Source organism: Neolewinella maritima (genome assembly GCF_923081025.1).
Lineage (GTDB): Bacteria > Bacteroidota > Bacteroidia > Chitinophagales > Saprospiraceae > Neolewinella > Neolewinella maritima.
In genome coordinates this window covers 1,572,558-1,594,505 of sequence record NZ_CAKLPZ010000001.1, presented here as the reverse complement: position 1 = coordinate 1,594,505, position 21,948 = coordinate 1,572,558, and the positions used below count along the sequence as shown (strand labels likewise).

Below are 21,948 nucleotides of genomic sequence, written 5' to 3'. Positions count from 1 at the left end.
CCTGTGAGTGATATTCTTCGTGCACTGGTCCTCGGGATCGTGCAGGGCCTGACCGAGTTCTTACCCGTCAGCAGTAGTGGCCACCTGGAGTTGACCAAGTGGTTATTCAACGATACCAGTCTGGCGGAGGACAGTATGCTCATGACCGTGACGCTACACGCCGCCACCGCGCTGGCGACTATCGTCGTCTTCCGCAAGGACATCGCCGAGATCCTTTCCGATCTGCTTAGGTTCGAGTGGAACGGCGGCACCAAATTTGCCCTGCTGATCATCGTCAGTATGGTACCGGCCGCCATCGTGGGGGTTATGTTTGATACTATCCTGACTACGCTATTCGACCGACAGATCGTCCTGGTCGCTTTCATGCTGATCGTTACGGGTCTGCTGTTGTTCCTTGCCGATCGCGCCAAGCGTACGGAAAAGAGTGTAGACTGGACCGACGCTATTCTCATCGGCATTGCGCAGGCTATTGCGATCCTTCCGGGGATCAGTCGGTCCGGAGCCACTATCTCGACGAGTGTGCTCCTGGGCATCGACCGGGAGAAATCGGCGCGCTTCTCCTTTCTCATGGTCGTACCGCTCATTCTCGGTAAGATGGCTAAGGACCTGCTAGACGGTGACTTCTCGGCCACCACCTCCGCCGTAGAATTGAGCGTAGGATTCGTAGCCGCCTTTTTCACCGGCATCGTAGCCTGTGTATGGATGATCAAGCTAGTCAAGAAGGCCGAGCTGAAATATTTCGCCTACTACTGCTTCGTCGTTGCCCTGATCGTACTGTGCATCAAGACCCTCGGCACCTAAGTTTATCTATATGCTTCCCGCTTCTACTACCCCACCCTTTTCCTTCCGGGACGGGGCGCTTGTTCTGATCGACAAACCGCAGGGATGGACCAGTTTCGATGTGGTCAATAAGCTGCGCTGGCGGATCCGCAAGCACCTGGGCGTGAAAAAATTCAAGGTCGGTCACGCAGGTACGCTCGACCCTATGGCCACTGGTCTGCTCAATCTATGCGTAGGTCCCTGGACGAAGAAGTTACAGCAGCTGGAAGGGCTCGGTAAAAGCTATACCGGTACCATCAAGTTAGGCGCGACTACACCATCCTACGACGCGGAAACAGAGGAAGATCAACAGTACCCTACGGACCACCTCAGTCTGGACCTACTGCGCGAGCACGCGGTGGCCTTCACCGGTGCGATCGAGCAGATTCCACCCATGTACTCAGCGATCAAGGTAGACGGTCAGCCACTCTACAAACGCGCGCGGCGTGGCGAGACCATCGAGGTTAAGCCCCGCTCGGTCGAAGTAAATGCGTTTGCCCTGTCCAACTTTACGGGGGATGCGGTAGACTTCGAGATCAGCTGCAGTAAGGGTACATACATCCGCTCACTGGCCAACGACCTGGCGCGGGCAGCCGGTAGTGGAGGGTATCTGACGGCACTACGGCGCACGGCGGTGGGGCCGTATCGGATCGAGGATGCCTGGGTGCTGGAGGATCTGCTGGAGGCTATTCCACTTGAGATTTAACCACGGATTGCGCGGATTAGGCACGGATTCTTCTAGGCCTAAACTGCCTCTATGAGTTCGCGGGCGTTCTTGAGGGCGGCGTCGCTGGGGGGGTTCTGGCTGAGCATGGTGGCGATGGCCTTTACGCGTTGCTCCTTATTTAATTCACGGACCTGAGTGATGGTGCGCTCGGCGTCCTGCTTATCAGTCTTGTAGACGAAGTAATGGCGGTGGGCCCGGCTAGCAACCTGGGGTGAGTGCGTAATGACTACGACCTGGTGGTGGGCACTGAGGTCGGTGAGGATTCGTCCCATCTTCTGGGCTACGTCGCCACTCACGCCCGCATCGATCTCATCAAAAATTAGGGTAGGCAGCTCCATGGCACTGGCTACCAGGCTTTTGGTCACCAGGGCTAACCGTGACATCTCACCCCCCGAGGCGGCGTCCTTGATACTCTGTAGCTTACCGCCCTTATTGGCGCTGAAGAGGAAGCGCACTTCGTCCAGACCATTTAGTCCCGGCTTATCCAGTGGTTTGAAGTCTACTTCGAGGCGGGCATTGGCCATGCTGAGATCGGCCAGCTGCTTGCGCACATTGGTGGCAAACTTGGGGGCTACCTTTTCGCGCCCCTTACGGAGTACCTCACCCTGCTTCAATAGGCTGGCCGTGAGACGTTCCTGCTCTTTTTCCAGCTTGATGATCTGGCTGCCTAGATCGGCAAACTCACCCAGACGTCCGGATAGCTCCAGATATACCGCGATGAGTTCTTCATTGTCCTTGACGGCGTGCTTGGTCTGTAGTTTATACAGCAGGTTCAGCCGCTCCTCTACTTCTTCCAGACGGTTGGGATTCACCTCCGTGTCTTCACCAAATGCATCCAGGTCGGAGGCAACCTCCTCGAGTTCCAGGCGGAGACTTTCGAAGCGTTCGCTGATGGACTGTAGCTTTTTATCACCCGCCGCCAGTGGGGCTAGCTTATTAGCGATGGCCATAAGCCGGTCGGTGACCGGGCTGTCGCCTTCCGTGAGGTAATGGAACGCACCGGCGGTGAGCTGCTTGATCTCATCGGCGTTGGCTAGTCGGTGGCGTTCGCCCTCCAACTCCTCCTGCTCGTTGGCCTGTAGGGAGGCTTCTTCAAGTTCCTGGACCTGAAATTCGAGAAACTCCTGCTCGCGGCGGGCCTGGGCCTGCGCCTCACGGAGTTGGCGGAGCCTGCGCTGGGCGTCCTGGAGCTTGTGGTAGTCGCTGCGGTAGTCCTTGGTAGCGGGTTGCTGTCCAGCCAGTGCATCCAGGAGTTCCAGCTGAAACTCGCTGTTGTTGATGTACAGCGTATCGAATTGCTGGTGAAGATCGATGAGGGTGGCTCCCAGTTGCTGTAGCACCTTGAGGTTGGCCGGCGTGTCGTTGACGAAGGCGCGGCTCTTGCCCGAGGGGGTGATCTCGCGACGAATGATCAGATCGGGATCGTAATCCAGATCATGCTCTTCAAAGAAAGGTTGGAGGGCGTAGGCTGCTACGTCGAACCGGCCCTCGATGACGCACTTTTGCGTATCATCGAAGAGCGTTTTGGTATCTGCTCTGCCTCCAAGAATGAGGTTAAGCGCGCCGAGTACGATGGATTTTCCCGCGCCGGTCTCGCCGGTAATGATGCTCAGGCCGTCGGCAAAGTCGAGGGTGAGTTCCTCGATAATGGCGTAGTTGCTGATGTGCAGCCGTTTGATCATACCTGCTTTTTGTTTGAAAAGTCCAAATTTACAACGGATTCGCGCAGGGCTGCAAGGTCGGGACAGATTTTGTATTCTTGTACCTCAGTTTACACCTTGCCCGCTTCTACACCTCCCCGCCAATCATCTACCTGGTCCTATACCCGCGCACAACGCGCCGGTCTGCTTCTGCTGCTGGTCTTCATCGCTGCCTGCGCGGGAGTAAACTGGTATTTCAATCAGTCTACGACCGCGTTTGTCACCACGGACGATGACACGCTGGTGCACCTGGCGGATAGTCTGCGTAACGCGCATCCTGAGCGAACCGTAAGTACACAGCGGGTACCGGAGTCTTTCCCCTTCGATCCTAATACCGTAACGGCGGCTGACCTCCAACGTTTAGGGCTGAGTGAGAAGCAGGCCGCTTCCGTACTGCGCTACCGGAGCAAGCGACCGTTTCGCCGAGCGGAAGAACTGGCTAGCCTGTACGTCCTTCGGCCCGAGCAGGCGGCACGACTTGCGGCGCTGGCGCGCATTCCGGAGCTGTCTACGGAACCTACCTCCTCAGGAGATGCTAGCTCAGTGCCGCGGCCCCCCGCCCAGCGCTTCCCCTTCGATCCCAACACCCTACCCGCCGATAGCCTGCAACTGCTGGGACTGAGCGAACGGCAGGCGCGGGCGCTGGTGAAGTACCGCAGCTACCGGGAGATGACCTTCCGCCAGCCACAGGACCTGTACCGTATGGGCGCGCTGGACAGTCAGCTAGTAACCGACCTGCTGCCACTCATGCGTATTGCCCTTCCAATAGACACCGCACCGGCGGCCCCGCCCCAGGTAGCTCAGGAGCCCATAGATGTAAACAGTGCTTCCGTTATGGACTGGCAGTCGCTGCCGGGTATCGGACCGTTTCGAGCCGCGCAGATCGTCAAGTACCGCGACCGTCTTGGAGGCTTCGCGGCACCGCAGCAAGTGGCGGATACATACGGTCTGCCTGATTCGAGCTACCAATTGATACTACCCCTGCTACGCGTCGTGAGCCCACCCCGCCCGCTGTACATCAACCGGGCGGATGCGGCTACGCTAGCGGCACACCCGTATCTGGACCGACGCACGGCCGAAATCATCGTGCGGTACCGCAATAACCACGGGGCGTTCATTTCGGTGGCCGATCTAGAAAAAGTGCGGGCACTGACGGCCGAACGCAGCGCACGCCTGTTGCCCTATCTCAACTTCGACTGATGAATAGCCTGCTCGACCTGATCGGCAACACGCCGCTGGTAGATATTTCCACCCTCCAAGCCAATCCTACGATCAGACTGTACGGCAAGCTGGAGGGGCAGAACCCCGGTGGGTCGGTCAAGGATCGTGCGGCACTCAGTATGGTCCGCGGTGCACTGGAGCGCGGCGTGATCGGTAATGGAACGCGTATCGTGGAGGCTACCAGCGGCAACACGGGTATCGCCATCGCGATGATCGCGGCGACCTACCGCGTACCCGTCACGCTGATCATGCCGGAAAACAGTACTGAGGAGCGCATCAAAACGATGCGGGCGTACGGGGCGGAAGTGATCCTGACGCCGGCCGATCGCACCATTGAATATAGTCGCGAGCTGGCCCAGGAGATGGAGGACAGCGGTGAGTATGTACAGCTGAACCAGTTCAGCAATGATGATAACTGGCGGGCACATTATGGAAGCACGGGTCCGGAAATTTGGCGAGATACGTCCGGTCAAGTGACTCACTTCGTGAGTAGTATGGGCACTACCGGTACCATTACTGGAACTGGCCGGTACCTGCATGAGCAGTCCGATCAGGTACAGATTGTGGGTGTACAACCTACGGACGGTAGTAGCATCCCGGGTATACGTAGGTGGAGTCCTGAATTTCTACCGGCTATCTACGATCCTACCCAGGTCGATCGGGTCATCGACGTAAGTGAAGCGGAGGCGGTGGCCACCATGCACCGTCTGGCCACCGAGTGCGGGGTGTTCGCCGGCACGAGCTCCGGGGGCGCGACGGCTGCTGCGCTGCGGCTAGCTGAAGGGCTGGACGAGGCGCTCATCGTATGCATCATATGTGACCGGGGCGACCGTTACCTATCTACTCTCTAGCTTCCGGCAGAACCCATGGCTTGGTAGTCATCCAGCTCCACTCGGTGCGCGCGAGATCTACCGAGGGATCGATAAATTGCTGGTATCGGCGGCCATTCAGGCGCACGGTAAAATCACCGTATACGGCTACATCCTGACCGACGCTAGCCCGCTGATCTCGCAGGTGATGAGCATACTGTAGTATCATGTCGGGATGGGTGCACATCTTGTAGTACTGCCGGCGGTCCAAACTGTCTGCGGGTTCAATTAAGGTCACCGCTCCGGTTTCACGGTCTACCAGCCGGTAGTCTCCTTTCCCCTGTTTGCTGCGCAGCATCATCCGCCAGCTGTAGCGATGGCCTTCCTCACTCCAGTTCACGTCAGAGGCAAACAGGTAGTTCCTCAGAGGAAGGAATACGTGCAGGAGTACTAATGACGCAAGAGCTATACCACGGTACTGGCTACCGAACAGCGAGCTTACCCCGGCCGGCAACTGGTGTGCCACGCACGCTACCCAACCGTCTCGCCACCTTCTGATACGCTTGCTTCGCGCGGCGAGCCACTTGACCAAACGCAGGGGCCAGTCCGGCGCGAAGAACATACTGGTGAGTACCATGGACAAGTAAGGGAAGATGCCAATATTGAAGATCAGGTGATTGGTAGCGTGAAACAGGATGAGAAAACCCAAGGCTACCCACCGCAACCGCCGGTGGATCAGCATGAACGGACACAGCAGATCGAGTAGCATACCACCCCAGGCCATGACATAGGCAGTCTCCTTCAGTGCGAAGAGTGGTCCCAGTATAGGCATGCTCTCCCGTCGTTCCAGCCACATGTGCAGTGGCATCGCTTCGATGAGCCAGTCGTGGTTGATCTTGTTGATTCCACCGAAGAAATACACGAGTCCCATCAGTAGGGGGAAGACGTATACGTCCCACTTCGGCACGGCGGGCGTCCACTGACTAGGATCACGGCGCACATCGAGCGACCATTCCCGCCAGGCCGGGGAAAAAGCCAACAACCAGGCGAGCCAGGCGAATAGGTAGGCATGGTTGAGGTAGTGCGCCTTTTCGAGTAGAAAAAGATAAGTGAACGCCAGTGCGAAAAGCGGGGCGGTGATACGAAATCGCCAACCCAGGGCTACGGCGATACCTAATCCAAAACCTACGATGAAAAACAGACTGAGGAAGGGTTCCGGAAGGGGATGTACCCATTCGAAGCCGAAGTAGCGAAAGGTGAATCCGGAAAAGCTGTCGAGGTACCAGTGGTAGTAGATCCCATTGCCCAGGATGTCGCCGGCACCCAGTATTCCCAGCGCAATGCGGAGCCACACCAGGGTGTAGATGGGCACTACCGGAGTCTTCCGATCGGGACTTCGGGAAATTGATATACCATGGGGTCCGGCGGTGGTTCCTGAGGACATGGTTGTTGTTCCTTGCCGCCTCGGCAGACGAGCCTAAGCTAGAGGTGACGCTCGGCGTGGTAGCTGCTGCGTACCAGCGGGCCGCTCTCTACAAAGTCAAAGCCCTTGGCCATGCCTACGGCTTTGTAGTGTGCGAAGGTATCGGGGGTGACGAAGCTATCTACGGCCAGGTGCATTGCGGTGGGTTGTAGGTACTGCCCGATGGTGACCACATCTACGCCGACAGCGATCAGGTCATCGAGGATGCGCTCCACTTGTGCTTCGGTTTCGCCGAGTCCGACCATGAAGCCGGTCTTAGTCCGCTTGCCGGCTTCCTTGATCCGACGCAGCTCCTCCAGACTACGGGCGTACCGACCCTGCGGCCGCACCTTTCGGTAGAGCTCCTCCACGGTTTCCATATTGTGGCTGACTACTTCCTGGCCACCGTCGATCATGCGGTACAGCGCATCCCAGTTACCGCGAACGTCTGGAATGAGTGTTTCGATGGTAGTCTGTGGGGTACGCTCTTTAATCTGGCGTACGGTCTGGTACCAGATCTCGGCGCCGCGGTCCTTGAGTTCGTCGCGGTTGACGGAGGTAAGTACGGCGTGCTTGACCTGCATGAGGTCGATGGCTTCGGCTACACGGCGGGGCTCGTCGGTGTCGTACTCCGTGGGGCGGCCCGTTTTGACGGCGCAGAAGCTGCAGGAGCGGGTGCAGACGTTACCCAGGATCATGAAGGTAGCCGTACCGGCGCCCCAGCACTCGCCCATGTTGGGGCAGTTGCCGCTCTGGCAGATGGTATTGAGCTTGTACTCGTCGACCAGCTTGCGCACCCGCTTGTAGTCGGGTCCGATGGGTAGCTTGACACGTAGCCAGTCGGGCTTGCGCTGGCGTTCGGCACGGGAGGGGGCTAGGGGGAGATCGATCATCGGCGTTCGGTGGTCATCAGGCGCACGGTCCCGGGAGTATCAGCGGGGCGTCGACCGACTACTGCAACTACAAAGCTAAACCCCTTTTAGTTGAAGCTAGGCCGTTGGTCGAAAAAGCCCGGAGCGTGGCCTACTAAGGCCCTACATTTGGGTCCTATGGATACGATGGAAAATATCCGCGTCGCGTTGCGGAGCGTGGGTGCCAATTGGCTGCGTGCACTGCTGACTACACTAATTATTGCGGTAGGTATTATGGCCCTGGTGGGCATACTCACCGCCATCGACGCAGCGATCTACTCGCTGTCGTCCAATCTGTCTAGTCTGGGTGCCAATACCTTCGAAATCGAGCGCAAGAGCGAGCAGGTGCGGTCGCGCGGTGGACGCAACAACCGGGGCAAGCGGTCTGAACCCTTCACCTTCGATCAGGCGATGGATTTTGCCGAGAGCTACAATTACCCCGCCAGCGTCAGCATCAGTTTTTTCGCCCGGGGAGCCACCACGGTAGCTTATGAAGACCGGGAGACCAACCCGAATGTATCCCTGTTTGGTATGACCAGCAACTACCTGACTAGCAAGGGGTACGAAGTGGAGGCCGGACGGAACTTCACGCGGCGAGAGGTCACCGAAGGTGGAAACTTTGCCATCCTTGGTGCCGATTTGGTAGATGAGCTCTTTTCCGGTAAGCATCAGTTTGCCGTAGGTAAAGAAATCAGTGCAGCGGGCGTGCGGTACACCATCGTCGGCACGCTGGCTAGTAAGGGCAGCAGCCTGAACAACAACGACAAGCGCGTACTGATCCCGCTACAGACCGCGAAGCGCTACTACGGCTCCAATCGTACCAACTACGATATACTAGTTGCCGTACCGGACCCCAGTGGCATCGACGCAGCCATGTCAGAAGCTACCCTCACCATGCGCCGCGTGCGGGGGCTGCGGGCCGGTCAGGAGAATGACTTCGAGGTAGAGAACAGCTCCGATCTGGTCAGTATAATAAAGGAGAATACCGTTACTCTGCGACTGGCCGCCATCAGTATCGGACTCATGACCCTACTGGGTGCTGCCATCGGACTGATGAACATCATGCTCGTATCCGTTACCGAACGGACCCGCGAGATCGGTGTGCGTAAAGCGCTGGGAGCCACACGTCGGAACGTACTCCTCCAATTCTTGGTGGAGGCGGTTATCATTTGTCAGCTCGGGGGTATACTCGGTATCATTCTCGGCGTGATGGCCGGTAACGCCGTAGTCTTCTTCACCGGAGGTAGCTTTTTGATCCCGTGGTTATGGATTGGACTTGCGCTCGTCGTATGTACGGTGGTAGGTCTTATCTCCGGACTCTACCCAGCCCTGCGGGCTGCGGCGCTGGACCCCATCGAATCGCTTCGGTACGAGTAATGACGTGCGGGCCGTCGGGCTTACCTTAGCTCCCATGCCTAATCAGGTTGCCTTCCGCATTTACGACTACCTCAAGGACATCGAGCCGTTCAGCTACCTCGAGCAGACCGTACTACTACGGGTAGCCTCCAAGGTGGAGGTACGCTACCAGCCTCCGGGTACTGTGGTGTTCTGTCCCGGGGAGCCGCCGCGCGATCGCTTCTTCGTCGTTAAGGAGGGAACCATCGAATTATTCAGTGAGGAGACCGATGGGAGCGAACTGCTGGTGGAGCGCTGTGGGGAGGGCGAGGTGTTTGGTATCCGCCCCCTCCTGGCCGGCGATAATTATGTCTTTCTGGCTCGCGCGGCGGAAGAGAGCTTGCTATATGCCGTAAATAGCGAAGGCTTCCAGGAATTGATCGCTGATAATCCCCGCGTGCTACAGTACTTACTGACTAGTATGGCCGGCAGCTCGCGGTATGCCCGTGAATACCGGGCCGCCGCTGCAGCCAAAATTGCGGTAGCGGATGACAACAGCGGAGCGCAGCGAACGCCTGACCTTCAGTCCATGCAGTTTGTCCGGCAGACCCGGGATCCGATCGTATGCCGCCCGGATCAAACCATTATCGATGCAGCCCGGTATATGACGGAAGCCGAAGTAGGTTCTATTGTAGTGGTGGATGATGCACGCCGGCCGGTAGGTATCGTCACCGATCGCGATCTGCGACAGAGTGTAGCTACCGCGCTGGTAAGCCGGCAATCGCCAGTGGCTGCGATCATGTCCAGTCCCGTACGGTGTATTGGTACGCGCGCTACGATCGCGGACGTGCAGATCGAGATGCTTCGCAGCGGCGTCCATCATCTGGTACAGACCGAGGACGGTACCAACCGTTCGGCCGTCGTAGGCGTGGTGAGTGAGCACGACGTGCTACTCGTACAGGGAAACAATCCGGCGGTGCTGATTCAAGAGATCGGACGGGCCCAGTCATCTCGTTACCTGCGGGACCTGCGCGATCGGGCGGAAACCATTCTGGCAGGCTTCCTGGAAAAGGAGGTAGCTATCTCGTACATCACTACGGTGATGAGTCAGATCAACGACGCGATCATCCGCAAGTCGATGAAACTGGCGCTTGCACGTATGCAGGCGGATGGCCACGGTAATCCGCCAGCCCTGTTCGACTGGCTAGCGCTCGGTAGCCAAGGACGCGGCGAACAACTACTGCGAACCGACCAGGACAACGCCCTGATCTTCGAGGATGTACCGGAGGAGAAGTACAATCAGGTCAAAGCCTACTTTCTACAGCTGTCCGACTACGTGACTGAATACCTCAACGACGCCGGCTACAGCTACTGCGACGGAGACATGATGGCCAGTAATCCCAAGTGGTGCCTGAGCGTAAGCAAGTGGAAAGCCCAGTTCAGCCGGTGGATGCACGATAACACGGCCGAGAATATGCTGCATACGTCCATCTTCTTCGACTACCGCGGGGTATGGGGTGACGGTAGCCTACCCGATAAACTGACGGCCCACATCTTCGCAGAGATGGAAGACCACTCGACGCGCTTCCAGGCCTCCCTGGCACAAGCCGCACTGCAAAATCCCAGTCCACTTACCTTCTTCCGAAACTTCGTAGTCGAGCGCTCCGGTGAGCACAAGGATCAGTTCGACCTCAAGGCCCGCGCCATGCGACCGCTGACCGATGCAGCCCGCGTACTGATCCTCACCGCGCGACAGGGCAACATCAACAATACCTTCCTACGCTACGAGGCGCTGGCCAAGTTGGAACCACAGAACGCACAGCTCTATCACGATGCCGCCGAAGCCTACGAAGTACTGATCCGCCTGCGGGCCGTGCTCGGTCTGGCCCGGGGGGATTCTGGCCGCTTCGTAGCCCCGGCCGAGTTGTCGCGTGTACAGCGATTACTGCTCCGTAACAGCTTCACTCCGGTACGGGAGATTCAGCAACTGCTGGAGATGCGCTTCCAGCTCAACTTCCTGCGCTAGTGGCGAATGGCAAGTGGATGGAGCGATTAAAGCGGCGGTTGGGTTTGCACCCTACCGACGCGGATTCGGAAGATTGGCCCCCGTGGTACCGCGCCTACCGCGATATCTTAGCCCAATCGGAAGTACCCGCCGCGGATAGACTGCTCAATACCATCACCATAGTTGTACTGGATGCGGAAACTACGGGACTCGACGTTCGCACGGACCGCATCCTCAGCCTGGGGGCACTGCGGGTGTACGGTAACAGCATTCACCTGGCGGAAAAATTTGAAGCTTATCTACCCAGTCCGAGCAGCGTAGAGAATAGCCACGCTATTCCTATTCATGGAATTATTCCAAATTCGCGCCGGTATACCTACAGCGACGAGCCCAGTATGCTAGCCGAGCTACTGGACTACTTGAGGGATAGCGTCATAGTAGGCCACCATATCGGCTTCGACATCGAGATGATCAATCGGGCACTGGCCAGACATGGCGCCGGCCCGCTCAAAAACCGCGTGGTCGATACCGTTGGATTAGCCAAACGGCTACGCCCCGCCGGATACTGGACGCCCGAAGGCGATTACTCCCTCGACGTACTGGCTAGGCGCTACCGCATACCACTGTCCGACCGGCATACGGCCCTAGGCGATAGCTATATCACGGCGGTACTGTGGCTCAAGCTACTGACCCGACTGGCGGTCAAGCTGGATCGCGATCTTCGCATCTCCGACCTGTAGCGCACGGGTGTAGGAGCTATTTGCCCTGCCCCTTGCGGTGCTTCTTCTTGCCCTTGCTGAAGCCACCTTCGAAGCCGCGGTACTTGTTGCGCTGCTGGCGATCGCCGTCGCCCCCTCCCGCGTTGCTGGGCATATTGCCATCGTATACGCTGAGGTTGATGTCCTGCCCCTTGTCCTGCACACCACTGAGGGCGGCCACGACACGGCTGGCTTCCTTCTCGTCCACGTCGATGAACGTTAGGTTGTTCTGCAGGTCGATCTTACCCAGGTCGATCTTGCGGCCCGGTACGTTCTTGTTCAGCATGCCGATGACCTGGGGTACGGTGTAACCCTGTCGCCGACCGGCGGCCATGCACAGGCGGGTGTAGCTGACATTGCTCCTGCGCTCGCGGCGCTCCGTCCGATCGCGGGGATCGTCGCGGGGCGATTCTACTTTGCGTACGCTGCCTAGTTGCTTGGAGAAGTCGGCCAGACTGTAGGCAATGAAGTGCTGGATGAGTTCTTCCCGATCCAGACTTTCGAGTCCCTCAGTGATCTCGGGAAGTAGCTGCTGAAGCTTCTTGTCCTTCAGTTCGGCTTGCTGGATGGAGGTGACGAAGCTCATCGCACGGCGGCGGTACACTTCATCCTGGCTCGGGATAGGAGCCTCACTGATCTCCAGCTTACCGTAGCGCTCGATATCGCGGATCTTGCGGAGTTCCCGACCGGTGACGATCGATACGGCGATACCCTCCTTACCGGCCCGACCGGTGCGACCACTGCGGTGCACGTACACCTCGGGGGCGTCGGGTAGGTTGTAATTGATAACGTGGGTGAGGTCGCTCACGTCCAGTCCGCGGGCAGCTACGTCGGTGGCCACCAGCAGTTTGATGCGCCCCTTGCGGAAGCGCTTCATGACATCGTCGCGCTGGGCTTGGCTCATATCACCGTGTAGGGCATCGGCAGCGTGTCCGGCAAAACGCAGGTCTTCGGCTACACCATCTACTTCCCGCCGCGTACGGCAGAAGATGACGGCGTACATATCCTCATTCAGCTCCACCAGCAGCTTGACCAGACTGAAGCGGTCGCTGCCCTTCACCTTATAGTACACGTGGGTGATGTTGGAATTTCCGGCATCCGTATGATCGATGCTGATCTCCTGCGGGTCGTTCATGTAGTCCGTAGAGATCTTGCGGGCCTCCCGGGGCATGGTGGCCGAGAAGAGCAGGGTCTGCTTTTCCTTCGGCGTGGCGTCCAGAATACCGTTAAGCTCTTCCTGGAAGCCCATATTGAGCATCTCGTCGGCCTCGTCCAGTACTACCCGCTTGAGCGAGTCCACGACGAGCTTGCCGCGATTGATAAGGTCAAGGGTTCGACCCGGCGTGCCGACTACGATGTTGCCCCCCGAGCGGATGGCCCGAATCTGGTCGCCAGCGCTGGCACCACCGTATACGGCAACCACGTTGACGCCCTTACGGAAGCGAGCAAACTCGATTAGGTCGCGTGCGATCTGTAGGCAGAGCTCACGGGTAGGACAAAGGATGAGCGCCTGTACCGCGTACGTTTCGGTGTCGATACCGTTGACTACGGGCAGTCCGAAGCCGGCCGTCTTGCCGGTACCCGTACGGGCCAGCGCGATCAGGTCGCGGTCGGAGTCGAGAATGGCCGGGATGGTCTTTGCCTGGACCGGCGTGGGGGTCGTGAAGCCGAGTTCGGCCACGGCGCGTTTGACGTCATCGCGGAGTGACGTCTCGTTAAAGCTTTCCATTTCACCTGTTTTATACGGGTGAAACGGTCTACTACAATGTGCATCTAGGCACCCCAGCGTAAGCCCCTAACCCACCCGTGTGTGCTAAGAAGCCGCAAAGGTACGGAAAAAGGAGTTAGGGGGTTAAAGGGATAGGGACTATATGTCGGGGCCGTGGGCCCTTAAGACGCACCTAACACCGATCTCTCATAAACTTCAATTACCTTTGTCCCGTGCCGCCCGGATGGCGGAACTGGTAGACGCGCTGGACTTAAAATCCAGTTCTCAGTACTGAGAGTACGGGTTCGATCCCCGTTCCGGGTACATACACATAGGTGAGGCAGCAGGTGGCACTGGTCCGCTCTGCTGCCTTCCTGTTTTAGCACTGCACCGGCGGCCGCGCCCGGCGTGTTGAGTGCTTAGGCGAACAGGGCCTGGACGTCGAATAGGAGATTGAGTAACATGACGGCTGCCAAGGCGAGCCCCAGGTAGCGCATCCAGGTGGCGTTCTCTTGGCGGAAGGACTCGGCGCGGGCCCTGGTCTCTGGGGTGCCGGCCTGGACGAGCCCGCGGGAGAACAGGTAGAGGTACACCCCGATCGCGAGAAAGATGAGGTGAATGACGAGGCCGACGATGCTGCTGTCCATGCTGGGAGGGTTACTGCGAATATCGTACTTTTCGGCCGCCCAACCCCCGATCATGACCAAAGAAGAACGCACGGCTGCCGCCCACGAAGACGGTATGCTCCTCCAAGTAGCTCGCCTCAACCACCGCCTCGAACGCATTCTCGAGGGTGGCGGGGCCAAACGCGTAGCCAAGCAACACCAAAAAGGAAAACTGACGGCCCGCGAACGGGTCGCAAAACTCATTGATCCCGGATCCGAATTTTTGGAGTTCGGCGCCTTTGCCGGCTACGATATGTACCCCGAACACGGTGGCTGTCCGGCAGGCGGCGTAATTACGGGCTACGGACGGGTAGCCGGCCGACTCTGTGTCGTCGTGGCCAACGATGCCACCGTAAAGGCCGGTGCCTGGTTCCCCATCACGGGCAAGAAGAACCTGCGCGCCCAGGAAATCGCCATGGAAAACCAGGTGCCGATCATCTACCTGGTCGACAGCGCCGGAGTCTTCCTGCCGATGCAGGAGCAAATCTTTGCCGACGCCGATCACTTCGGCCGCATCTTCCGCAACAACGCCCGGATGAGCGCCCTGGGCATCACGCAGATCGCGGCCGTCATGGGCAGCTGCGTGGCGGGTGGCGCCTACCTGCCCATCATGTCTGATGAAAGCCTGATTGTCGACGGCACCGGCAGCATCTTCCTGGCCGGACCCTACCTGGTACGTGCAGCCATCGGCGAAAAGGTGGAAGCCGAAGCCCTGGGGGGTGCCGAGATGCACACCTCGGTCAGTGGGGTGATCGACTATAAGTGTACCGACGATACGGAGTGCCTGTCCACCATCCGCGACCTCATGGGTCGGGTACCCGAGAAGATCCTTTCCCCCTTCGATCGCAGCGAACCCGTAGCGGTAGATGAAGCAGCTATTCTGGGTGTACTTCCGGAAGAGCGCGCCAAGCCCTACGACGGCCGTGCCCTCATCGGTGCGCTGGTCGATGGCGGCAAGTTCACGGAGTACAAGGCCGAATACGGCAAGACGATACTCTGCGGTTATGCGCGGATCGATGGCTGGTCCGTAGGCATCGTGGCCAACAACCGCGAGGTCGTCAAGAGCGGCAAGGGCGAGATGCAATTCGGCGGCGTGATCTACAGCGACTCGGCCGACAAGGCGGCGCGCTTCATCATGGTGTGCAATCAGAAGGAAATCCCGCTGGTGTTTCTGCACGATGTGTCGGGCTTTATGGTCGGTAGTCGATCCGAGCAGGGCGGCATCATAAAGGATGGCGCCAAGATGGTCAGCGCGGTCAGTAACAGCACCGTACCGAAGTTTTCTATCGTAGTAGGCAACAGCTACGGGGCGGGGAATTACGCCATGTGCGGTCGGGCATACGATCCGCGGCTGATGCTGGCATGGCCTACAGCCCGGATCGCCGTCATGGGTGGCGAGCAGGCCGCCAAGGTGCTACTACAGATCCAGGTGAGCAGCCAGAAAGCTCGTGGCGAAGAAGTCAGCGAGGAGGAAGAAAAGGCGCTGCTGAAAAAGATCATGGAGCGCTACGATAGTCAGACGAGTCCGTACTACGCCGCGGCGCGCCTGTGGGTAGACGAGCTGATCGATCCACGGATGACCCGGGCGTACATTTCGGCGGGCATCGAGGCCGCTACGCACGCACCTACGGAGCGGTTCAATGTAGGTGCGGTGCAGACTTAAGGGGGGCGTTCAATCGCAGATTCTTGCGGAATTAGCGCAGCTCCGTCAGGTAGGGGGCGGAGGTCTGGGCGCCCATGCGGGTCACGGACAGGGAGGCGGCACGGATAGCGAAGGCGACGGCGTCCCGCATGCTGCGCCCTTCGGATAGTGCTACCACCAGTGCTCCGTTGAATACATCGCCGGCGGCCGTGGTGTCTACGGCCTTAACGCATGGCGCGGGCGTTATGAAGGAAGATGCAGGCCCCTGGTAGTACGCGCCGGCGGCACCCATGGTGATGATGACGTGCTGCACGCCTTTTTGACGCAGGAGGGTGGCCGCGGCGGTTGCACTCTGCTGGTCGGTTACCCGAACACCGGTGAGGAGGCGGGTTTCGGTTTCGTTGGGGGTAATCAGGTAGACGCGCTGGAGCAGATCATCGGGCAGTTCGCGAGCCGGGGCGGGATTTAGCACTAAGCGGTCGGTACGCTCAGCCAGCGCCATCACCGTTTCGAGGGGCGTTTCAAGTTGTGTGAGAACGTACTCGTTCGCTTCTAAAGAAATGGGCGCGAGCAACGCGGAACGGAGCGCATCGTTGGCTCCGGAAGCTACCACGATGGTATTCTCACCGGCCTCGTTGACCGTGATCAGTGCTGTTCCCGAAGCTAATTGTGGATCGGTGCTGACGGCACTACAGTCGATGCCCTCGCGCTTAAACCCCTCGAGCGCTTGCCGGCCAAACAGGTCATCCCCTACCCTGGCTACGAACCGCACATGCCCGCCCAGGCGTGCCGCGGCCACCGCCTGGTTGGCTCCCTTGCCCCCGGCAAACAGGAAGAACTCGCCGCCCAGTAGGGTTTCTCCGGCCTGTGGAAAGCGGGGCGTTCGCACGACCATGTCGGTATTGCTGCTTCCTACTACGGTAATTCGGGGCATGGATAGAGGGTTTTGGTATGAGTCATCCCGCAGCTACGATGAGCCCCAGACCGATGAGGTAGCAAACTAGCATCAGATTTAGGATGGTCTGCGTGCCGGATGGAGCACCGGCAAATTCGCGCCATACATAGATGCCCCAGAGGGCCGCCACAATCGTGGCCCCCTGACCGAGACCGTAGCTGATGGCCGGTCCCGCCTCGTCACTGGCCAGTATGCTGAACGACATGCCGATGCACCAGATCACGCCGCCCAGTACGCCCATCAGGTGATTGCGGGTGGTACCCCGAAAATAGTCTGCGAACCGCAGCGGAGGACCCTCGAAGGGGTAGCGCATCAGCAGGGTATTGAACAGGAAGTTGCTCAGTGCTATGCCTACGGCGAACACCAGCACGGCGGAGTACGGACTCAGTTTGCCCGGTACCGGCACCTCGAAGTCTTCAAACATGGAGTTAGCCACATATTTGTAGAACAGCCCCATCAGACAGCCGGCTACAACGGCGAGTACTAGGCCCCTGGTCGGCGTGCTGTTACCCCCTGCACCCGCCCGACGGTACGCATAGGCGTTGAGCAGGATAGCTACGGCCACCAGAAAGGTGCCGCCAAATAACAGCGTAGCATCCCCCTCGGGCCGGTCCAGGTAGTTCACCACCACGCCGATCACCAGGGCCAGCCCGATACCGGTCGGGAAGGCCACGCTCATCCCCGCAAGCGCGATACTAGCCACCAGCAGAATATTGGCCGCATTGAAGAGCACCCCGCCGAGCAGTGCCGAGCCTACGTTTGACCAGTCCGCCTGCAGCAGATCGGGGAACATGCTGCGGCCCACCGCACCCGCGCTCCCCGCCGTAAGTCCGAACAGCAGTGCAAACAGCAGGATACCGATCACGTAATCCCAGTAAAACAGCTCGAAGCGCCAGCCTCGCGCCGCCAGCTTCTGGGTATTGGCCCAACTGCCCCAGCACAGCATCGTGATGATGCAAAAAAAGACGGCCAGGGAGTAGCTACCGATGATGAACATACGCGGGTGAGTGTGTAGTGAATGTAGTAATTGTTCGGTCAAATAAGGGGGCGCCGTCAGGTTGCGCCGCACTCCCCCACCCCAAACTGCCTACTTTCGCTGCATGTATACCAACGACCTCTTCCTACGCGCCGCCCGGGGCGAAACCGTCGAACGCCCCCCCGTCTGGCTCATGCGCCAGGCCGGCCGCATCCTGCCGCAGTACCGCGCCCTGCGCGCCAGCCTGAGTGGCTTCAAGGAACTGGTCTCCACGCCGGACCTAGCCGCCGAAGTCACCGTACAGCCGGTAGACGAACTGGGGGTTGACGCCGCCATCATCTTCAGCGACATCCTGGTCATCCCCGAGGCTCTGGGACTGGACTACACCATGATCGAAAAAGTAGGTCCCCGCTTTCCCAAGACGATCGCCAGCGCCCAGGACGTAGCTGCCTTGCGCCCCCCGGAAGAAGCGCCCCAGCACCTGCGCTACGTCTTTGACGCCCTCGACGCGACTAAACAGCGACTGGACAATCGCGTCCCCCTGATCGGTTTTGCCGGAGCGCCCTGGACGATCTTCGCCTACATGGTCGAAGGCGGCGGCAGCAAGACCTTCAGCAAGGCGCGTCGCATGCTGTACCAGGATCCGAAGCTCAGTCACCAGCTGCTGGAAAAGATCGCCATTGCCACGGCGGCCTACCTGAAGGAAAAGGCCCGCCACGGCGCCGACCTGATCCAACTATTCGACAGTTGGGCGGGCGTGCTGCCTCCGGCGCACTACCGGGAGTTTAGCCTGCGCTACATCGACCTGATCTGTAAGGAACTGGGTGATACCCCCGTCACGGTATTTGCCAAGGACGCCCGTCACGCTATCCCCGACATCGGCCGTCTCGACTGCCAGGTCGTGCAGCTCGACTGGATCGCGGACATTGAGGCGGCGCGGTCGCAGGTGCAGGGCCAGGTGCTACAGGGCAATATGGATCCCACCCAACTCTACGCCCCGGTGGAAGACATCGAGCAGGCCACCGTGCGTATGCTCGATGCCTTCGGCCGTAAGCACATAGCCAACCTTGGGCATGGAGTATATCCCGACACCCCCCTGGATGGGGTGAAGGCCTTTGTCAACGCCGTTAAAGGGTATCGGTACTAGCTGCTGCAGGACTATAGTCAGGACGAGCAGGCCCAAAGTCACCTCATGCGTACTACCCTACTTTACCTGGTTTTACTGCTCTTACTGGTAGGCTGTAGTCCGGAGGCCCCGATCGAAATCACCCCACCCATGCCTACCACCGCCGTGGATACGACCATCTCCTTTCTGGCGCTGGGCGATAGCTACACCATCGGTACAAGCGTCAGCGAAAGCGAACGCTGGCCAGTGCAGCTGGCGCAACTCCTCCGAAGTCGGGAAGGTATCGAGGTTGACCCCCTGACGACTATAGCACGCAACGGCTGGCGGACCGACAATCTGTCCATCGCCCTGGACGCTGACCCGCCGGAGCAAACCTACGATCTCGTCTCTTTATTGATTGGGGTAAACGATCAGTATCAGGGCTTCAGCCAGTCGGGCTACGCAGCGCGCTTCGAACGCCTGCTACAACGTGCCATCGGCTATGCTGGGGAGGACAGCAGCAAGGTCTTCGTCGTGTCGATCCCCGATTACGCCTTCACCCCCCTGGGCGGAGGCAGCGAAGAGATCAGTCAGGAAATCGGCTCGTTCAACCAGGCAGCCCGTACGGTAGCTGATCGCTACGGCGTGCCCGTATACGACATCACGCCCATCTCGCAGCGTGGACTGGCCGAGCCCCAATTGGTAGCTTCGGACGGACTACATCCCAGCGGGGAGCAGTACCGGCTTTGGGTCGAAGAAGTACTACTGGGCCAGGTGACTACCCAGATCCGCCGTCGCAACTGATGCGGTACGGCCTGGATACAACAGTAAAGCCGCCTGCAGGCAATCCATCGCTCGCTCCAGATCATCTACGTTGAGTACGTAGGCGATGCGGCATTCGTCCTGCCCGAGCCCCGGTGTAGCGTAGAATCCCGGTCCCGGACTGAGCATTACCGTGGCACCGTGGTGATCAAACTCTTCCAATAACCATCGGCAAAAGTCCTCGCTATCGGCTACGGGGAAGCGCGCGAAGCAGTAGAAGGCACCGCCCGGCTTATAGGAAAACACTCCGGGCATGGCCTGCAGCCGGCGGTAGACCGTGTCGCGCCGCAGGGTGTAATCATCCTTCACGCCCTGTAGGTAGGCCCCATCGTCCTGCAGCATGAGCTCACTGAGTCGCTGTCCTAGACCCGGGGGACTGAGCCGCAGTTTCGCGTACCGGTCCACACTTTCCCGTACCGACGCATTGCGGCAGATCAGGGCACCCACCCGTGCGCCGGTGGCGCTGTACCGCTTTGATACCGAGTCAATCACTACGGCATGCTGATCTAATCCGGGTAATTGAAGAATACTCTGCAGGGGACTATCGTAGCTGAACTCCCGGTACACCTCGTCGGCACAGAAGAACAGGTCGTGTTCCCGCACGATGGCCGCCAATCCATCCAGCGCCACTCGGCTGTAGCAGGCCCCCGTCGGGTTATTGGGATTCGTGATAACGATAGCCTTGGTGCGCGGCGTGATCTTTTGCGCAAACTCTTCGGGGGCGGGCAGGCGGAATCCCCGTTCGATGTCGCAGGTGATGGGCACCACTCGGATCCCGGCCATGTGGGCAAAGCCGTTGTAATTGGCATAAAAGGGTTCGGGAACGATGATCTCGTCGCCGGGGTCCAGGCAGGACAGCAAGAAGAACAGGATGGCCTCCGAGCCACCCGTGGTGATCATGATCTCGTCGGCTGAAAGGGTGACCTCAAAGCGCGCGTAATACTCCCGCAGGGCCTCCCGGTACGAATCTATGCCGTTACTAGGGCTGTAGTCTAAAATTTCCCAGGGTAGCTGACGAAATTTAGCTACGGCCGTCGGGTGTGTCGGTATGTCCGGCTGCCCGATGTTCAGGTGGTAAATGTGCTTACCGGTAGCGCGGGCGCGATCGGCCAGCGGTATCAGCTTTCGGAAGGGGGATAGCGGTACGGACTGAGAGCGCTGGGAGATGTGCGGCATAGTACGGAAGGCAGTAAGCTGTAGCGAAGATACGCCGGCCTGCTTATGGCTTTTGTAGAATGCTATTCCCCTGGCTGAGCACGGAGCATTACTTTTGTACGGTGAAGTTCAACTCTCCTACCGAACAAGAGCCACCTGCCTCGGGCAACATCTTTGGCTGGCGCATCAGTCTGATCGGTCTGGCGGTGATCCTATTCCTGGCCGGACTGGCTGCCTATCGCACCTACTCGCTGGACGTACCCGTCGGATTCGATGACCCGCTCGCCCAACCCGCCGAGCGCGACTACTATCACGAAAAGGCCGATCGCGAAGCCGCCCGGGAAGACTCCATCCGCAACGCCCGCCAGTAAATGATCCTCGACTTCCATAAGTACCACGGTGCGGGAAATGACTTTATTTTACTCGATGACCGACAGAGCGATCTCGTAACCACACTGACCCAGCCCCAGATCGCTCACCTGTGCCACCGACACTTCGGTATCGGTGCGGACGGCCTGATGCTCCTTCGCCACGCCCCATCGCCCTACGATTTCGAGATGGTCTACTATAACAGTGATGGCCGTCCGAGCAGCATGTGCGGCAACGGTGGACGCTGCATCGTGCGGTTCGCCGCAGACCTGGGCATCGCTCGCTCACGCTATCACTTCCTGGCCGTCGATGGGGCCCACGACGCATACCTTACCCCCGAGGGCAATGTCTCATTGGGTATGAACAAGGTCGATGAAGTGCGCCGGATCGGCGAGGACTGGGTATTGGATACTGGCTCCCCCCACTACCTTCAATTTGTAGAGTCTGTCGATGCCGTAGACACGGTGGAGCAGGGACGCAAAATCCGCTACTCACCGACATTTGCCGAAGCCGGTATCAATGTCAACTTCGTGCAGCAGACCGCCGATGGCCTGAGGATCCTGACCTACGAGCGCGGCGTAGAGAACGAAACGCTGGCCTGCGGCACGGGGGTAACTGCCGCCGCCATCGGTTCCATACTCCGCCAACCCAACACGCAGGACGGACCGTTTCGCATACCGGTAGAAGCCCGCGGTGGCCAGTTGTATGTCAATGGGAAGCGGCAGGGGGATACGTTCAGTCACCTTCAACTGATCGGTCCGGCAGTAGCAGTATACACTGGCACGATCAGACTTTAACGGCCAG

20 protein-coding genes and 1 tRNA gene are annotated in these 21,948 nt (G+C 59.0%); 13 read left to right on the top strand and 8 right to left on the bottom strand.

Features of this window, described 5'->3' with window-relative positions; translation table 11 throughout:
* Positions 1 to 3 precede the first annotated feature (3 nt).
* Together MJQ68_RS06635 and truB are read left to right on the top strand one after the other, a co-directional pair.
* The gene (locus MJQ68_RS06635) at positions 4 to 801 is read left to right on the top strand and encodes an undecaprenyl-diphosphate phosphatase (RefSeq protein ID WP_238750245.1); all 798 of its coding nucleotides are present in this window, start codon (positions 4 to 6) and stop codon (positions 799 to 801) included.
* A gap of 10 nt (positions 802 to 811) precedes the next feature.
* Positions 812 to 1,525 (top strand): tRNA pseudouridine(55) synthase TruB, encoded by a 714-nt coding sequence (gene truB, locus MJQ68_RS06630; RefSeq protein WP_238750244.1) that lies wholly within the window; start codon positions 812 to 814, stop codon positions 1,523 to 1,525.
* 38 nt (positions 1,526 to 1,563) lie between these two features.
* Here truB and recN read toward each other — a convergent pair whose 3' ends face one another.
* The gene (recN, locus tag MJQ68_RS06625; protein WP_238750243.1) at positions 1,564 to 3,228 is read right to left on the bottom strand and encodes a DNA repair protein RecN; all 1,665 of its coding nucleotides are present in this window, start codon (positions 3,226 to 3,228) and stop codon (positions 1,564 to 1,566) included.
* Positions 3,229 to 3,324: 96 nt separating this feature from the next.
* On the opposite strand from recN, the gene MJQ68_RS06620 reads away from it, so the two are divergent.
* Both MJQ68_RS06620 and cysM read left to right on the top strand, forming a co-directional pair.
* On the top strand, positions 3,325 to 4,446 hold the full coding sequence (locus MJQ68_RS06620) for a ComEA family DNA-binding protein (RefSeq protein ID WP_238750242.1): 1,122 nt from the start codon (positions 3,325 to 3,327) through the stop codon (positions 4,444 to 4,446).
* On the top strand, positions 4,446 to 5,318 hold the full coding sequence (gene cysM, locus MJQ68_RS06615; RefSeq protein WP_238750241.1) for a cysteine synthase CysM: 873 nt from the start codon (positions 4,446 to 4,448) through the stop codon (positions 5,316 to 5,318). The genes MJQ68_RS06620 and cysM overlap by 1 nt, the downstream gene beginning before the upstream one ends.
* Here cysM and MJQ68_RS06610 read toward each other — a convergent pair.
* Entirely contained in the window at positions 5,308 to 6,648 is a 1,341-nt protein-coding gene (locus MJQ68_RS06610; RefSeq protein ID WP_238750240.1) for an HTTM domain-containing protein, read from the bottom strand. The two genes, cysM and MJQ68_RS06610, sit on opposite strands and share 11 nt — an antisense overlap.
* Positions 6,649 to 6,758: 110 nt before the next feature.
* Positions 6,759 to 7,631 carry a lipoyl synthase gene (gene lipA / locus MJQ68_RS06605; RefSeq protein ID WP_238750239.1) on the bottom strand — a complete coding sequence of 291 codons (873 nt, stop codon included), beginning with the start codon at positions 7,629 to 7,631 and terminating at the stop codon, positions 6,759 to 6,761.
* 156 nt (positions 7,632 to 7,787) lie between these two features.
* Here lipA and MJQ68_RS06600 point away from each other — a divergent pair, with 156 nt between their 5' ends.
* From MJQ68_RS06600 to MJQ68_RS06590, 3 genes are read left to right on the top strand one after another with little or no spacing between them, the layout of a single operon-like run.
* Positions 7,788 to 9,026, top strand: a complete 1,239-nt coding sequence (locus MJQ68_RS06600; RefSeq protein WP_238750238.1) for an ABC transporter permease — start codon at positions 7,788 to 7,790, stop codon at positions 9,024 to 9,026.
* A 34-nt stretch (positions 9,027 to 9,060) separates the two neighbouring features.
* A complete protein-coding gene (locus tag MJQ68_RS06595; protein WP_238750237.1) occupies positions 9,061 to 11,010 on the top strand; it encodes a DUF294 nucleotidyltransferase-like domain-containing protein in 1,950 nt (649 codons plus the stop codon).
* Between the two features lie 44 nt (positions 11,011 to 11,054).
* Entirely contained in the window at positions 11,055 to 11,729 is a 675-nt protein-coding gene (locus tag MJQ68_RS06590; RefSeq protein WP_238750236.1) for a 3'-5' exonuclease, read from the top strand.
* 16 nt (positions 11,730 to 11,745) lie between these two features.
* Here the strand turns inward: MJQ68_RS06590 and MJQ68_RS06585 are convergent, their stop codons facing one another.
* Positions 11,746 to 13,476: a DEAD/DEAH box helicase gene (locus tag MJQ68_RS06585; protein ID WP_238750235.1), complete on the bottom strand. Its 1,731-nt coding sequence runs from the start codon at positions 13,474 to 13,476 to the stop codon at positions 11,746 to 11,748.
* Positions 13,477 to 13,693: 217 nt separating this feature from the next.
* Here MJQ68_RS06585 and MJQ68_RS06580 point away from each other — a divergent pair.
* Positions 13,694 to 13,779 (top strand) — tRNA-Leu (locus MJQ68_RS06580).
* A gap of 95 nt (positions 13,780 to 13,874) precedes the next feature.
* Here the strand turns inward: MJQ68_RS06580 and MJQ68_RS06575 are convergent.
* Positions 13,875 to 14,156: a hypothetical protein gene (locus MJQ68_RS06575; RefSeq protein ID WP_238750234.1), complete on the bottom strand. Its 282-nt coding sequence runs from the start codon at positions 14,154 to 14,156 to the stop codon at positions 13,875 to 13,877.
* On the opposite strand from MJQ68_RS06575, the gene MJQ68_RS06570 reads away from it, so the two are divergent.
* The gene (locus MJQ68_RS06570) at positions 14,155 to 15,783 is read left to right on the top strand and encodes an acyl-CoA carboxylase subunit beta (RefSeq protein ID WP_238750233.1); all 1,629 of its coding nucleotides are present in this window, start codon (positions 14,155 to 14,157) and stop codon (positions 15,781 to 15,783) included. The genes MJQ68_RS06575 and MJQ68_RS06570 overlap by 2 nt on opposite strands.
* 31 nt (positions 15,784 to 15,814) lie before the next feature.
* Here MJQ68_RS06570 and rbsK read toward each other — a convergent pair whose 3' ends face one another.
* Complete coding sequence (gene rbsK, locus MJQ68_RS06565; RefSeq protein ID WP_238750232.1) at positions 15,815 to 16,696, bottom strand: ribokinase; 882 nt, start codon at positions 16,694 to 16,696, stop codon at positions 15,815 to 15,817.
* A 22-nt stretch (positions 16,697 to 16,718) separates the two neighbouring features.
* Entirely contained in the window at positions 16,719 to 17,714 is a 996-nt protein-coding gene (locus MJQ68_RS06560) for a GRP family sugar transporter (protein WP_238750231.1), read from the bottom strand.
* Positions 17,715 to 17,817: 103 nt separating this feature from the next.
* On the opposite strand from MJQ68_RS06560, the gene hemE reads away from it, so the two are divergent.
* Both hemE and MJQ68_RS06550 read left to right on the top strand, forming a co-directional pair.
* Complete coding sequence (hemE, locus tag MJQ68_RS06555) at positions 17,818 to 18,840, top strand: uroporphyrinogen decarboxylase (RefSeq protein ID WP_238750230.1); 1,023 nt, start codon at positions 17,818 to 17,820, stop codon at positions 18,838 to 18,840.
* A gap of 45 nt (positions 18,841 to 18,885) precedes the next feature.
* Positions 18,886 to 19,602 (top strand): SGNH/GDSL hydrolase family protein, encoded by a 717-nt coding sequence (locus tag MJQ68_RS06550; protein ID WP_238750229.1) that lies wholly within the window; start codon positions 18,886 to 18,888, stop codon positions 19,600 to 19,602.
* On the opposite strand, the gene MJQ68_RS06545 is transcribed toward MJQ68_RS06550, so the two are convergent.
* Positions 19,561 to 20,796, bottom strand: coding sequence for a pyridoxal phosphate-dependent aminotransferase (locus MJQ68_RS06545; protein ID WP_238750228.1), 1,236 nt, complete (start codon positions 20,794 to 20,796; stop codon positions 19,561 to 19,563). The genes MJQ68_RS06550 and MJQ68_RS06545 overlap by 42 nt on opposite strands.
* Positions 20,797 to 20,855: 59 nt before the next feature.
* Here MJQ68_RS06545 and MJQ68_RS06540 point away from each other — a divergent pair, with 59 nt between their 5' ends.
* Both MJQ68_RS06540 and dapF read left to right on the top strand, forming a co-directional pair.
* The gene (locus tag MJQ68_RS06540; protein ID WP_238750227.1) at positions 20,856 to 21,146 is read left to right on the top strand and encodes a hypothetical protein; all 291 of its coding nucleotides are present in this window, start codon (positions 20,856 to 20,858) and stop codon (positions 21,144 to 21,146) included.
* Positions 21,147 to 21,941 carry a diaminopimelate epimerase gene (gene dapF, locus MJQ68_RS06535; protein WP_238750226.1) on the top strand — a complete coding sequence of 265 codons (795 nt, stop codon included), beginning with the start codon at positions 21,147 to 21,149 and terminating at the stop codon, positions 21,939 to 21,941.
* Positions 21,942 to 21,948 lie beyond the last annotated feature (7 nt).